The sequence below is a fragment of the Brevundimonas sp. GW821-FHT12E07 genome (assembly GCF_058807035.1).
Genome location: NZ_JBXAQH010000003.1, coordinates 499,538 through 512,974 on the forward strand (window position 1 = coordinate 499,538; position 13,437 = coordinate 512,974).

The following is a 13,437-nucleotide window of genomic DNA, read 5'->3' on the forward strand; positions in this document are numbered from 1 at the left end:
AACTGGCAGGGCGCCAATCGGTTGATCCTGCAAGTGACTGATTTCACTCGATCCTAGAGTCAGTCTGGCACTGTTGGCGCTGTTTTTTCCGCAGGGCTCCGTGCCAGATTTCTGACGGGCGCCATCAGCCCTTCAGGCTGAACACCGAGGGCACGTCGCAGCGCCATTCCTTGAGCCGCATCGTGATGGCGAAGGCCTCGATCTGGGAGGCGACGCCCAAGGCGAGGACGGTCCACAGGGTCGGCAGGACGGCGCCGGTCAACAGGGCCTGGGCGACCAGGGCCCACAGACCCAGTCCGAACAGCTTGGACAGGTAGTGGTGCGGCGAGGCCTCGCGGCGGAAGCGGGCGAAGCTGACCAGATGATTGGCGATCTCCAGCGCCGCGATCAGAGCGGCGGCGGGCCAGAGCAGGGGGATCAGGTTCGGGCGGGCGATGGCGACCGACGCCAAGGCCGAGATCCAGAAGATGACGTCGGCGCGGCTGTCCCAGGTGCGCAAGCCCTCGGTCGCGACGCCGAGCCGTCGGGCGATGATCCCGTCGAAGATGTCCGAAAGGACGCCCAGCGCCAGCAACAGGGCGCACAGGCCCGGCCGGACGAGGACGGCGAGACCGATCATGGCGGGCCCGGCCGCGAGGCGGAACAGGACCAGCATCCAGGGCAGACGGTTCAGCATCCGCCAGAGCTAGCACACCGTCACGAGACGGCCAGAGAGCCTCAGGCGTTCAGGCGGATCGCCAGCAGGGATCGGGCGCGGGCGGCGAGGTCGGGCAGGCCGTGGTCGGTGGCGACCTCGGCGGCTTCCAGCAGGGCGAGGGATGAGGCGCTGGCGTCGGAGCCGGTCAGCAGGGCGCGGGCGCGGGCGATCCGGGCCATGGCGATCTGGTCGACGGCCCAGTCCAGCTCGGACGGGTTGCTGGCCAGACGGATGCGGGCGGCGGTCTCGACGTCGGTCAGGCGCGGCACGTCGCCGGTCGAGGTCGCGGCGGCGATCTCGCCCTCGATCAGCATGTCGCGGGCCATGGCGCCGACGACCAGATGCTGGCCGGCGGTCAGGGCCTCGGCCTGGCGCAGGGCGGCCAGCGAGACGGCGCCGGGCGTGCCGCCGCGCACGATCTGGATCACGACCCAGTCCAGCGGGCTGTGGTCGGGGGTGAACTGGTCGGCGGCGGCGTCGAACATGGCCCGGCCCTGTTCGCGCGCGGCCTCGTTGTCGGCCAGGGCGCCCAGGGCCGCCATGCCGGCCCCGCACAGGGTCAGGGCCCGGGCGCGGGTCAGGGGGCGATAGTCGGGCGAGGCGCTCTCGACCAGACGCAGCAGCTCGCGCCCGGCCTGGTCCAGCAGGTTCGGATCGCGGCGGTCGACCCCGACCTCCAGCGCCAGGGCGGCGCGGTCCATGCGGATCTCGTCGAGGTTGCCGGCCCGGGTGCGGTCCATCTCGTGGATGGCGGCGTCCAGCAGGGCGGCGGCGGCCATCAGCCCCTTGCCGTCCTCCTCGAACCGGGCCTGACGCATGCGGATCCGGGCATGGGCGGCGGAGATCAGGGCGATGGTCGCTGGGCGGCAATCGCGCGTGCCCGGCACGGCCTCGGCGGCCATGTCCAGCACCTCGCGGCCGCCCGAGAGGTCGAAGCGGAGCAGCAGGGTCAGGGCCTTCTCGACGGCGGCACGGGCGATCTCTTCGGGGGTCTTCGCCTGCCGGGCGGCGTCCAGCGTCGCCCCCAAGGCCTTCCGGATGCTGTCGGCCGAGCCGGTGCGGCGCGCGTGCTCGCGCCATAGGGCCGCGCCGCGCAGCCAGGCGGGATGGGGTTTGGCGCAGGACACCCGGCCCGCGTCGGTGCATTGCTGACGTGCCTCGACGGCCAGAAGATCCACGCCGATCAGCTCCAGCCAGCTCAGGTCCTCGCTCTCGCGCGCCTGGGCGAACAGCCGTCTCAGGTCTCTTCCGAACTCGAACATGCGCCTCGTCAGCCTCTCGGTCGTCCCGCTTCGGGACCGCGGGGGCGGTCCTGAGGGGCTCCACGCAAACGCAGGGCCGGTTCGGCGGTTCAGCTCAGCTTTGTCGGGATAAGCCGGGTCGTCCGCCATCGGGTATCATCCCAGGTCCGGCGTTCGCGCGCGGCACCGCTGCAGGGCCGCCTTGGCGTCGGCGTCGCCCGCATTGAGCTGCTGCACCGCCCGGATGCGGGCGCGGTTCTGGTCGGCGTCAGCGACGTTGGCGTTCCGGTTCGAGGCCTGGGCCGCCTGGGTCGCGGCCAGCGACCAGTAGAGGGCCGAGTCGGACAGGGCCTTGCCCTCGGCACTCTCTCCCCCCTCGAGTTCGGACGCCGCCTGGGTCACTCCGGCGCAGCGGACCGTCTCGTCATAGGAGATGAGCGTCGGCGCCGGCGCGGTCTGCGCCGCGGTGCTGACGGCTGCGTTCAGGGCCGTTGCGGTCAGGGCGGCCAGCAGGCCGGCGATGGTCGCGGTCATGACGTCCTCCACGACGCTCGCGCCGTTTCGAAGCGTCACAGAAGCATGAGCACATGGCGGAAGGAAGGCCCATCGGGTCTTACCCGAAGTCCTTCGCAGGGAACCCTGAGGGTTATCCCCGTTCCTGACCGGGCAGGCCCGATCGGCATCGCGGGTCATCAGACCGCGTTATGCGGCGATAAAGCCTCAACCCCGGCTTCGGTTCCACAGCTCGCGCCGCCGGGCTCAGCGTCCGATGGAGCGCTGGATGCGCGCCTGGGCGTTATAGGCCCGCTGGTCGGTGGGGTCTGCCTCCAGCGCACGGGCGATGTAGTCCCGCGCAAGGTTCCACTGCCGCGACTGTTCGGCCTCGTCCGTCGCGTCGCCGCCCCGCTCCGTGCTGAGGTTCGCCATCAGGATGAGACCCTCGACGTTGTCGCTCTGAACCTCGAGCGCGTGGGTCAGGGCCGTCTCGGCGGCGGCCTGGTCGCCCCAGCGCATTTCCGCACGACCCAGGGCGACAAGAGCGAGAGGGTCATCGGGGAAGCGGGCGGCCGCCGCCCGCAAGGTCGCCAGAAGCGCTGGCCCGTCGGTCTGGTCGGGATTCCACGAGCGGGCGTTGATCGCCGGCAGAATGACCGTGTCCGCCGCGGGCGACAGGGTCGTCACCGTGGTGACCGGGCTGATCGGCGGGATGTCGAGCTTGGCGTAGGAGAGGCGGCCCTGGACGTGGGCGCGAAGCTGGGCCGTCAACTGCTCGGGCGTCATGCCGAACACCGCCTGCCAGGCCTCGACAGGATCCTGACCGCCGTTGACTGCCCTGACGTAGCCGGACAGGGCGCGGATGCGGTTGGCGTCGGCCAGCAGCCAGTGAACCAGGGCCCAGGACTGGGCGTAGTACATCCCCATCTGCTGCTGCCCGGTGATGCCCAGGGAGCCTTCGGCGCGCAGCACCGCATCCATGGGCAGCCAGCGCTCCGTCTGCAGCGCGCGCATGCGCCCCGGACTGGGCAGGCCGAATGACGCCGACCCCGCCTCGGTCACCGTCGCCGTGGCGAAGAACTCGGCGAAGCCTTCGTTGAACCAGCCCGGGTATTTCGTGTCGCCGGCCCGGGCCATGACGTGGTGGCTGTATTCGTGCAGCAGGATGTCGTCGCCTTCGCCGCGGATCAGTACCGCGAACACGTCGGCGTCGCTGCTGGAGTAGTAGCCGGCGATGCCGGTGGGCAGGCCCGGCACAGCCACGCGCAACGCCCGGCCGTCGCTCACCAGATAGACCGGCAAACGGCGGGCCTCCGCGCGGGCGCCGCCGAAGCGGGTAGTCAGGAGCGCGTCAAAACGCTCCAGCCTGGCCGTATAGTCGCGCAGCACGCGTTCCGAGCCGTCGCTGTAGACGACGAAATGCTCGCTCTGGGCGCGTCGCCATTCGGCCAGGGCCGACACCGGCGTAAGGACGGTCAGCGCCACGGCGAAGACCGGGGCGGACAAAAGGCGTTGGACGACTGGCGACAAGATTGAACTCCCCCGAGAGCCCCCATCCTAAACTCGATTTGCCGCAGGCGGTCCACCGTTCGTTGAGCGGCCTGCAACCTGAGCGACGGCTAGCCGCGTTCCCTGGTCTTGGTGAAGGCCACCTTGGGGAAGCGTTCCATCACATAGCCGGTCTCCCAGCTCGACTTGGCCAGGAAGACCGGGGCCTGGTCGATGTCGCGGGCCATCTGGCTGCGGTATTTGGAGCTGAAGTCCTCGATGTCGGCGTCCGTGCCGTCGATCCAGCGGGCCTCGGCGTAGGGGCTGGGCTCGAAGATGACCTCAAGGCCGTACTCTTCCCCCAGCCGGTCGGCCATGACCTCGAACTGCAGCTGGCCCACGGCCCCGACGATGAAGTCCGCGCCCAGCTCGGGACGGAACAGCTGGGTCACGCCCTCCTCGGCCAGGCCGTCCAGCGCCTTCTTCAGGTGTTTGGCCTTGAGCGGGTCCTTGACCCGCACCCGCTGCAGGATCTCCGGCGCGAAGTTGGGCAGGCCGGCGAAACGGACCATGCCGCTTTCCGACAGGCTGTCGCCGACGCGCAGCACGCCGTGGTTCGGGATGCCGATGACGTCGCCGGCGAAGGCGTCCTCGGCCAGTTCGCGGTCCGAGGCGAAGAACATGATCGGGGCGTTCACCGACAGCTGCTTGCCGGTGTTCTGGACCTTCAGCTTCATGCCGCGCTTGAAGCTGCCCGAGGCCATGCGGAACATGGCGATGCGGTCGCGGTGGTTGGGGTCCATGTTGGCCTGGACCTTGAAGACGAAACCTGTGACCTCGTTCGCGCCAGGCTCGACCGTCAGGTCGACGGGGGCGGGGGCGTTGCGGGTCTCGGGCGGGGCGGCCTTCTGGGCCTTCATGGTCTTGGGCGGCGGAGCCCAGTCGCCGATCGCCTTCAGAAGCTCGTCGATGCCGAAGTGGCGCAGGGCCGAACCCCACAGGATCGGCGTCATATGGCCTTCGAGGAAGCTCTGGTGGTTGAAGGCGGGATAGCCGCCCTCGACCAGTTCGGCGGCCTCGCGCAGTTCGTTCAGCTCGCCAGCCTCGAAATGCTGGGAGGCGGCGTCGATGTGCAAGGCCTCGGGATGGCCCGCGTCCTCGACCGCGCCGGGGACCTTGCGGGCATAGGGCTGGAAGTTGCCCGTCCCCACCTCGATCATGCCGCGCAGCCGGTTGCCGCTCTGGGCGGGCCACCAGATCGGGGCCGGATCGAGCTGCAACTGGGACGCGATCTGGTCCAGCAGCTCCATCGGGTCCAGGGCCTCGCGGTCCAGCTTGTTGATGAAGGTGATGATCGGGATGTCCCGCAGACGACAGACCTCGAACAGCTTCAGCGTCTGGGGCTCGATCCCCTTGGCGGCGTCCAGCACCATGATGGCGCAGTCAGCGGCGGTCAGGGTGCGATAGGTGTCTTCCGAGAAGTCCTCGTGCCCCGGGGTGTCGAGCAGGTTGAACATCTTGCCGTCGTGCTCGAACGTCATGACCGAGGCCGAGACCGAGATGCCGCGCTCCTTCTCGATCTTCATCCAGTCGGACTGGGTGCGCCGGTTCTCGCCACGCGCCCGCACCGCGCCCGCCGCGCGAATGGCCCCGCCGGCCAGCAGCAGGTGCTCGGTCAAGGTGGTCTTGCCGGCGTCCGGGTGGGCGATGATGGCGAAGGTCCGCCGACGGGCGGCTTCTTCAGGCAGGGTCAGTTTCGACATGGTCGCGGGGGACTAGCCCGCATCGCCATCCGGAGCAACGGCGGGCGCGCTCGCAGATGCGCCCGTGGGGGCTTCCTCGGGTGGCGCGACCTCATCCGTCGCCTCGCCGTCCGGCCGCAGGCTTTCCAGCCGGGCCCGGGCCTGGGCGGCGGCCGGACCGCCGTGGGGATCGCTGGCGAGAGGCAGCAAAAGGGCGATCGCCGTTTCGTTCTCGCCCGCGCGACTGAAGGCCTCGGCGGCTTCCCAGCGAACGGCGCCGACCTGGGGCGCCAGTTGGGCCGCCAGGCTCCAGGTCGCGAGGTCGTTGGCGTTGGGATAGCCGGGCGAAGACCGGCGGGTCCGCGCCAGGGCCAGATAGATGCGGTAGTCGTCGGGATCGGCGTTCATGGCGCGGGCGAGAAAGGCGCGGGCCTCGCCGTTCCTTTGCGCCTGGGTCTCGACGTCGCCGGCCTGGGCGGCCTGGGCCGCCGCAGTCTGGCGCAGCCGGGCCAGCCAGCGCAGGGCTTCCGTATCGGCTGGGTCGCCCGCCAGGATCGTGTTCAGCGCAGCTTCGGCCGCTTCGGGGGTCCCCCACGCGACCTCGGCCTTGGCCAGGGTCATATTGGCGAGGCGATCCGTGGGCCAGCGCGCCTGGGCCGCCCGGACGCGGGCCAAGATGCGAGGACCGTCGTCGCCGCGCTGCGCATAGTTGAGCCGGATCGACAGGGGGAAAAGTTCGTCGGCAGAGGGCGGCAGGGTCTCGATCGTCATCGGTACATCGTCAGCGGCCGGTGTCGGATAGGTGGCGTAGGGCATGGAGCCGTTCTGGTAACGACGCAGCGCGCTCAGCAGCTCTTCCGGAGACATGCCGAAGGCGGGCTGGACGGCCTCCATCGGGGGCACGCCCTCCGAAACGGCCTTGAGATAGGCTTCCAGCCGGGCCCGGCGGCCGGTGTCGCTGACGAGATAGTGGGTGAGCAGCCAGGACTGGGCGTAGAAGACCGCCATCTGCCGGAGGTCGCTGTTCAGGGCGCGTCGGGTCAGCAGCCGGTCCATCGGCAACCACGGCAGGGCGTTCAGCGTCGCGACCCGCCCATCGTCGCGAAAGCCTACGCGCGTCTCGCGATCGTCGATCCGGGCGGTCATGTAGAACTCCGCGACCCCCTCGCTGAACCAGGCGGGCATGGCGATCGGGAAGTTCTGGCGCATCACGTGATGCGTGTATTCGTGGAGCAGGACCTTGTCGTCACTGCGCCGGTCAAGGGCCGCGTAAATGTCCTGCTCGGTCGATGAGTACCAGCCGCCAATGTTGCGAGGCACGTTGGGATAGATGGCCTCCATCCCGTCACGGCCCGACACCAGAAGAATGGTCAGGCGACGCGCCGGCGGGGCGTCGGACAGGCTGAACGGGGCGCGCACCAGTCGGTCGAAGCGGTGCAGCATCTGCACCTTGTCGCGCAGCTCCCGCTCCGGGCCCTCGCTGTAGACGATGAAGCGGTCGGTCTCTGCCTTGCGCCATTCGGCATGGACGGGCGTCGCTGCGAGTGTTGCGACGACGAGCATCAGGGCGAGGCGAAGGCGGCGGAACGGCGCGGACATGAAGGCCTTTCGAACGACGAGGTTCACCACGGTTAGCCGTGCAATCGGACATTGTCATGAAGGTTGGAAAACACCGCGTGGAGCCGCGCGCCGGATCACTATCGATGAACTGTCGATAAAATCCGCAAAGACCCCTCGCCAGCAGGGGTTTTTGGAGTCATCCTTCGGCCCGCGCGAGACGTTTCCGGCCACGCAGTCGGGCGCCGTGCGGGAAAAAGGAAACGACCATGGCCCTGCTCGATCCGTCGGACGACACCTTCGCCCGGCCCGTCTCGTCCGATCACCAGAAGACAAACCACCCCTTCATCTGCCTGTTGGGGGGCTTCGGCTTCATCGTCGCCGCCGCCGTGGCGGTGCATATCGTCTTCAACGTTCTGGTCTGAAGGCGGATTTCTTCGGGACGGCTTCCCTCATCGGGTGGCGCGATCTCAGTTCGATCCCGCGGGCGGATCGGCGTCGACCTGGTTGGCCTCGGCCGCCTCGCGATCGGCTTCGGCCTGGGTCAGGCCTCGCGCGCGGTTGAGCAGAGCCTGGGCCGCCTCGGCGTCCTTGCCCTCGTGAGCACTGTTGGCCAAGGGCTCGATGATCCGGATCGCGTCTTCCCGGCCGTTCGCGTCGAGATAGATTTCGGCGGTCATCAACCGGGCCTTGGCAAGCTGCGGCGCCGTCTGCAGCGCGAGTTCACGGGTCACGATGTCGTTTTCCGTCGGATAGTTCGGGCCCCGCTCGCCGGCCTCCGCCAGCAGGATGAAGGTGCGATAATTGGCGTCGTCGATCCGATAGGCCCGGGCGAGCAGCGCGCGGGCTTCGGCGCGAAGTGCGCGGGCGTCGGCGCCCTCCTCGTGTGAACGCTCAAGTCGCGACTGGGCGAGGAACTGCAGGGCCGGCACGCTGTCCGGATCGATCTCCAACGCCCGGCGCAGGGCAGCCTCGCCGGCGTCGCGGTCATCGAGGTGAATACCGGCGTGTCCACGCGCGATCAGGGCCGTGACATTGTCGGGATAGCGCTCCACCAGCCGCCGGGTCTCCGCCAGGGTGGCCGGCCCGCGCCCTTCGGGAACGCCGGTCAGTCTCTGTGTGATGAGGATCAGATCATCTGTCTCGGGCGGCAGGCGAGTGATGCGCACCGTCGCCGGCGGGAAGGGGTTGGCCATGGAGTAGTAGGGGATGCGGCCCATGTAGCGCCGCAGGTCCCGGCGCAGCTCGTCGACCGACATGCCGGTGGCGTTCTGCATCGCCTGAACGGAATCCACCCCGGAGGCGACGTCGCGCAGATAGGCCGTCAGCTGCGGTCCGCGGGATTCCGTGCCCATGAACCAATGGGTCAGCAGCCAGGCCAGGGGATAGTAGGTGCCGTTCTGGCGCCGGACGTCGCCGGAGCGTTTTGCGAGAAGGTCCCGCATCGACACCCAGGTGGCCTCGCGCAGCATATAGCCGCGATCCTCGTTGAATTTGCCGACGAAAATCTTGTCGTCCTTGATGTCGACCGTCGCGAAATATTCCGCGAAGCCTTCGACGAACCAGGCCGGATAGCTGTAGGCGAAATTCTGGTACATGAAGTGGTGGGCGTATTCATGCAGCAGCACGTCGTCGCCCATGACGCCGCTCAGCACGACCGCGAAGATGTCTTCCTCTCGGGCGGCGTAGAAGCCGCCGATGTTGTCGCTGATACCCGGATAGACGGTGCGCAGCCCGGCCCCGTCGACGATGTAGATGGGCAGCTTTCGCAGCGGCGCCTCGTCGACCGGCAGGCCCATCTTGAGCCGCAGCAGCCTGTCGTAGGTCTCCAGCTTCTGGACGAAGACAGTCAGGTCGCGTTCGCGGCCCTCGCTATAGACAACGAAGCGCTCGCTCTCGGCCTTCAGCCATTCGGCGTGGGCGGAGGCCGGCGCCATGGCGGACAAGGCGAACGCCAGCGCCATGGCGAGCCATGCGGTATTGAATTTGAACACTGAAGCCACCCCCTCGTCTTCCCCGTGAAAGGGGTAGCGTCCGGAGCCGGTCAAGCCAAGGTTGAAAGTCGTGCGAGTGCGCGGCTTTACGCCGCCATGCGGTTCCAGACGGCGCGGTCGGCGGCGACGGCGTCGAGGCGGCCGCGTTTTTCCTGACGGCCCAGCTGGCTCATCACGGCCTCGGGCAGGGCGCAGAAGCGGGGCTCGACCAGGTCCGGATCGCAGTCGGCTTCCGGGGCGGCGAACAGGGCGGCGTTGATCTCCGGCGAACGGTCGGCGATCAGCCAGGCCAGACGACGGGCGCGGCCCGGATCGGTCCGGTGCAGCATGGGATCCTCGGCGAAGAGCTCGCAGCCGAGCTCCAGCACATAGTCGAAGCCCAGCTTCTCGAACCGGCGCGCGTCGGCGGGCGTGACCGGGGTGGCCTCATCCAGATCGAACACGACGTCGTTCAGAAGAAACAGCATGAAGCTCTACTCGCCAGACCTCGACGTTTCTCGCCGATGACTGCACCGTAGCGCGGCTCGCTTGCGGTCCCGTTCACGAACGCGGTTAAGGTATTCTGACCATCGGGCCGCCCTCGCGCGCACGTAAGAAGATCAGGTCTTCGCCACATCCTCTGTGATGAAGTGGCGACCTTCACGGTCCTCGATTTCGACCACCCAGATGTCGGGGTCGTAGCCGATCTGGCGCTGGATATAGGCGTCCAGCTCGCTTTCGAACTCGCTGGTCACCGGCTGGATCCAGAGGCGTTCGCCGTCGGGGCCGAAGGCTTCCGTATAGAGCCGGGCCGTGCGGTCCAGGGTGTTGTACGCCTTGACGATGACGGTGCCGGCGCGCTGGTCGCCACGCCGGGCGACCGTCGCATTGGCCCCGGCCAGTTCGGCGCGGCGGATCAGGGCGCTGACCCAGAGATCACTGGAAAGAAGCAAATCGCTAACCCTGCTCGGAAACGGGACCGGAACGCCCTTGGGGTTACGGTCGGGGTCATGAGGACTGCCCCTGCGACCCGATACGCCAGAACCACCGTGCTCGCCATGGCGATGCTGGCGGCGCCGTTCACCGCCCTGGCGGATGCGACGGTCCCCTATTACGAACGCAGCTTCGTCCTGGCCGCCGACGCCAAATGCCGGCTGTTCGCCCCGGCCGTGACCACCGCCCTGACGGCCTCCGCCTGGCAGGCGCGCGGCGCCGCGGCCCGTGCGGGCGCCACCGACGTCGCCCTGGCCGAGACCGCCGAGCGGGCCCGGACCAGCGCCGCCCACACGCCTTGCGCCGATCGGGAGCTGGCCACCGTCCGCACCCGGGTCAGCGACGCCTTCGACGGCTGGTCGCGGATCGCCAAGATGAACTTCCCCGGTGGTCGCGCCGCCTGGACCGCCGACCGCACCGGCTTCTCCAGCCCGACCTGGAGGCTGATGCAGACGACCCGCGTCGGCGCCTCGCCGGTCACCTTCGGCTATGTCGAGGGCGGGGGCGAACGCCAGACCCTCAAGGCCGTGGTCTCCTTCGTCGGCCGGTCGCGCCCCTATGCGGCGCGGGTGGTGATGCGCGACATCGAGCGCGCGCCCCATCCCTATATGACATCGCCCGGCGTGGCCTCGATGCCGCCTGAAGCCGCGCGCCGGGCCTTCTTCGCCGCCGGCAACCTGCCCGCCGATACGGGTCTGCTGCAGCCCGAGAAGACGCAAGGGGAGGCCTGGCTCTTCCCTGCCGATACCGCCGACGCCCTGTCGAAGCTGGACCCGCGCGAGCCCTTTGCGGTCGACTTCCTGTTCCCGGACGGCAGTCTGGCGCGGGCGACTTTCGAGGCGGGCGACTTCGCGGCCGGCCGCGCCTTCATCGCGATGGGGTCGCTTTAAGGCCTCTCAGCCTGCGTCGTTGGCCGAGTTGAGGTCGGGATGCAGGGGGATGATCTCGGCCCCGCCTTCGGGCGGCGCGGCTTTCGTGAGGCTGACGACCGGCATCCGCACCGTGACCGCCGTGCCTTCGCCCAGCGTGCTTTCGATGCTCATCCGGCCGCCGTGCAGTTCGGACAGGGCGCGGACCAGCGACAGGCCGAGACCCGTCCCCTGCGCCCTCTGCTCGGCCCCGCCCGCCTGTTCGAACGGACGGCCAAGGCGGCGCAAGTCCTCGGGCGCGACGCCGACGCCGGTGTCGGCGACGACCAGCTCCATATACGGCCCGATGGCGTCGATCGTCAGGGTGACCGAGCCGCGCGCCGGGGTGAACTTGATGGCGTTGGACAGCAGGTTCAGCGTCATCTGCTTGAGCGCCCTCTGATCGGCCTCGACCATCAGGGGCTCGGACGGCAGGACCCCGTTCAGATCGACACCCTTGTCGGTCGCCGACAGCCGGACCAGGGCCAGGGCCGCGGACACCGCCTCGCGCGCATCGAACCGTTCGATCGACAGCTCATAGCGCTCGGCCTCGATCTTGGAGACGTCCAGCACGTCGTTGATCAGGTCCAGCAGATGGCCGCCCGCCTCATGGATGCTGTCGGCATAGTCGGCGTAGCGGTCGGGCAGGGGGCCGAACAGCCGCTGGCGCATGATGTCCGAGAAGCCGAGCACGGCGTTCAGCGGGGTGCGCAGCTCGTGGCTCATATTGGCCAGGAAGCGGGTCTTACCGGCGTTCTGTGCCTCGGCCTCGGCGCGGGCGCTTTCCAGACCGGACTCGCGCGCGAACTGGGGCGTGCCGTCGAAGGCCTGGGCGATCAGCCGGACGGCGTCGTCGGCGCCGTCCAGTCGGCGCAGCACGACGGTGACCCGTCGGTCCAGGGCGATACGGGGGGCGAAGATGACCTGGGCCTCCATCCCGACGCGGGCGCGTTCCAGCGCGGCGGAGACCAGGGTCCGGTCCGGCGCATGGACCTGGGCGATCAGGCCCTGGGTGAACAGGGCGTCGACGTCCAGCGCGGGCGGCGGGGTGCCGTAGGCGCCCAGGACCCGGCCGTCGGGATCCATCACCAGGGTCAGGCCGGGCTGACCGGCGAGGACGCTCTCGACCCGGCCGAGGTTCTCCTGAACCTGTCCCAGGACGTCGGCCCGGGGGCGGGTGGTGATGTGGATGGCGGCGACGGCGCCCAGGCCGGTGATCACCGCGGCGGTGGCGGCCAGGGCCGGACTGTCGCCGGGCGCGCCGCCCAGAAGCACCGAGATCAGCCCGACGAGGGCCGACAGCACCACGGCAAAGGCTCCGGTCAGGGACAGCACCCGACCGCCCAGCAGCAGGCCGGCGACCAGGGGAGCGAAGACGAAAGCGGAAAGGGACCCTGTCAGGCCGCCAGACAGGGCCGAGGCCGCCACGGAGGCCAGGCTCCAGACACCCAGCACCAGCGCCCGGTCGCCGAGGCTGTCGCTGCGGGCCAGCCATAGCCCCGCCAAACCCGGCAGAACCATGCCGATCAGCCCGGCCAGAACCGTGCCCTGCAGAGCCGGCGACAGCCAGGGCGCGGCGGCGATCAGCAGGATGGACGCCACGATCCAGCCCAGATGCCACGCGACCACGGCGCGCACGTCTTCGGCGCGTCCAGGAGCTGCGAGGGCGGGGGCGAGGTTCAATGCGGTTCCAGATGGGCTTCGGGCGGGCCGCCCGACCGTGAAACCTAGCGGTGGCGGCGAGTCGGTGCGAGAGCCCGCACCTCTGAGGCGACTCCTCGCAAGGGGAGAAGGAGTCTCAACTGGGGACGGTCACGCCTGTTAGGGTTACCTCTCCGACTTGTCCCCAGGCGGCGCCCGAAGTTTGCAGACGGTTGTCCTCACCGGGGCGGGCCTCTATCTGGCGCCCCATGACCGAACCCGCCGCCAGTATCGCCGAGACCTTCGCCGCCATGGTCGAGGATTTCGACCTGTTCGACGACTGGGAGCAGAGGATCGAATACGTCATCGACCTGGGCAAGGAGCTGGAGCCCTTGGCCGAGGCGGACCGGATCGAGGCCAACAAGGTGCCCGGCTGCGCGGCCCAGGTCTGGCTGGCGACCGAACGCCGCGACGGGCGGCTGATCTTCCACGCCGATTCCGACAGCGCCATCTCCAAGGGCAATGTCGCTCTGCTGCTGGCCCTGTTCTCGAACCGCCAGCCTGACGAGATTCTCGGCTTCGACGCCAAGGCGGCGCTGGACCGGCTGGGCCTGCCCCAGGCCTTGACGCGGCAGCGCGCCAATGGACTGAATTCCATGGTCGGACGGATAAGGCAGGAAGCTCTGGCGGGCGCCTGAGCCT

Annotated in this window: 13 protein-coding genes; 3 read left to right on the forward strand and 10 right to left on the reverse strand. The window is 69.1% G+C overall.

Annotated elements, in window-relative coordinates:
• Positions 1 to 124 precede the first annotated feature (124 nt).
• The 6 genes from AC1ROD_RS14215 to AC1ROD_RS14240 all read right to left on the reverse strand — a co-directional run bounded on the left by AC1ROD_RS14215 (position 125) and on the right by AC1ROD_RS14240 (position 7,262).
• Positions 125 to 676 (reverse strand): CDP-alcohol phosphatidyltransferase family protein, encoded by a 552-nt coding sequence (locus tag AC1ROD_RS14215; protein WP_492948919.1) that lies wholly within the window; start codon positions 674 to 676, stop codon positions 125 to 127.
• 41 nt (positions 677 to 717) lie between these two features.
• Entirely contained in the window at positions 718 to 1,959 is a 1,242-nt protein-coding gene (locus AC1ROD_RS14220; RefSeq protein WP_492948920.1) for a hypothetical protein, read from the reverse strand.
• 135 nt (positions 1,960 to 2,094) lie between these two features.
• Positions 2,095 to 2,472 (reverse strand): hypothetical protein, encoded by a 378-nt coding sequence (locus AC1ROD_RS14225; RefSeq protein WP_492948921.1) that lies wholly within the window; start codon positions 2,470 to 2,472, stop codon positions 2,095 to 2,097.
• Positions 2,473 to 2,697: 225 nt separating this feature from the next.
• Positions 2,698 to 3,963, reverse strand: coding sequence for a hypothetical protein (locus AC1ROD_RS14230; protein ID WP_492948922.1), 1,266 nt, complete (start codon positions 3,961 to 3,963; stop codon positions 2,698 to 2,700).
• Positions 3,964 to 4,052: 89 nt separating this feature from the next.
• A complete protein-coding gene (locus tag AC1ROD_RS14235) occupies positions 4,053 to 5,684 on the reverse strand; it encodes a peptide chain release factor 3 (RefSeq protein ID WP_492948923.1) in 1,632 nt (543 codons plus the stop codon).
• 12 nt (positions 5,685 to 5,696) lie between these two features.
• Positions 5,697 to 7,262 (reverse strand): hypothetical protein, encoded by a 1,566-nt coding sequence (locus AC1ROD_RS14240; RefSeq protein ID WP_492948924.1) that lies wholly within the window; start codon positions 7,260 to 7,262, stop codon positions 5,697 to 5,699.
• Between the two features lie 227 nt (positions 7,263 to 7,489).
• Between AC1ROD_RS14240 and AC1ROD_RS14245 the strand changes: the two genes are divergently transcribed.
• The gene (locus AC1ROD_RS14245) at positions 7,490 to 7,645 is read left to right on the forward strand and encodes a hypothetical protein (protein WP_492948925.1); all 156 of its coding nucleotides are present in this window, start codon (positions 7,490 to 7,492) and stop codon (positions 7,643 to 7,645) included.
• Positions 7,646 to 7,690: 45 nt separating this feature from the next.
• On the opposite strand, the gene AC1ROD_RS14250 is transcribed toward AC1ROD_RS14245, so the two are convergent.
• From AC1ROD_RS14250 to AC1ROD_RS14260, 3 genes are all read right to left on the reverse strand, one after another.
• Complete coding sequence (locus AC1ROD_RS14250; RefSeq protein ID WP_492948926.1) at positions 7,691 to 9,223, reverse strand: hypothetical protein; 1,533 nt, start codon at positions 9,221 to 9,223, stop codon at positions 7,691 to 7,693.
• 77 nt (positions 9,224 to 9,300) lie between these two features.
• Entirely contained in the window at positions 9,301 to 9,681 is a 381-nt protein-coding gene (locus AC1ROD_RS14255) for a hypothetical protein (protein WP_492948927.1), read from the reverse strand.
• Between the two features lie 132 nt (positions 9,682 to 9,813).
• Positions 9,814 to 10,146: a DUF1491 family protein gene (locus AC1ROD_RS14260; RefSeq protein ID WP_492948928.1), complete on the reverse strand. Its 333-nt coding sequence runs from the start codon at positions 10,144 to 10,146 to the stop codon at positions 9,814 to 9,816.
• Between the two features lie 57 nt (positions 10,147 to 10,203).
• Between AC1ROD_RS14260 and AC1ROD_RS14265 the strand changes: the two genes are divergently transcribed.
• Positions 10,204 to 11,076: a hypothetical protein gene (locus AC1ROD_RS14265; RefSeq protein ID WP_492948929.1), complete on the forward strand. Its 873-nt coding sequence runs from the start codon at positions 10,204 to 10,206 to the stop codon at positions 11,074 to 11,076.
• Between the two features lie 6 nt (positions 11,077 to 11,082).
• Here AC1ROD_RS14265 and AC1ROD_RS14270 read toward each other — a convergent pair whose 3' ends face one another.
• The gene (locus tag AC1ROD_RS14270) at positions 11,083 to 12,777 is read right to left on the reverse strand and encodes an ATP-binding protein (RefSeq protein ID WP_492948930.1); all 1,695 of its coding nucleotides are present in this window, start codon (positions 12,775 to 12,777) and stop codon (positions 11,083 to 11,085) included.
• A gap of 227 nt (positions 12,778 to 13,004) precedes the next feature.
• On the opposite strand from AC1ROD_RS14270, the gene AC1ROD_RS14275 reads away from it, so the two are divergent.
• A complete protein-coding gene (locus AC1ROD_RS14275) occupies positions 13,005 to 13,433 on the forward strand; it encodes a SufE family protein (RefSeq protein ID WP_492948931.1) in 429 nt (142 codons plus the stop codon).
• The last annotated feature ends 4 nt before the right edge of the window (positions 13,434 to 13,437 follow it).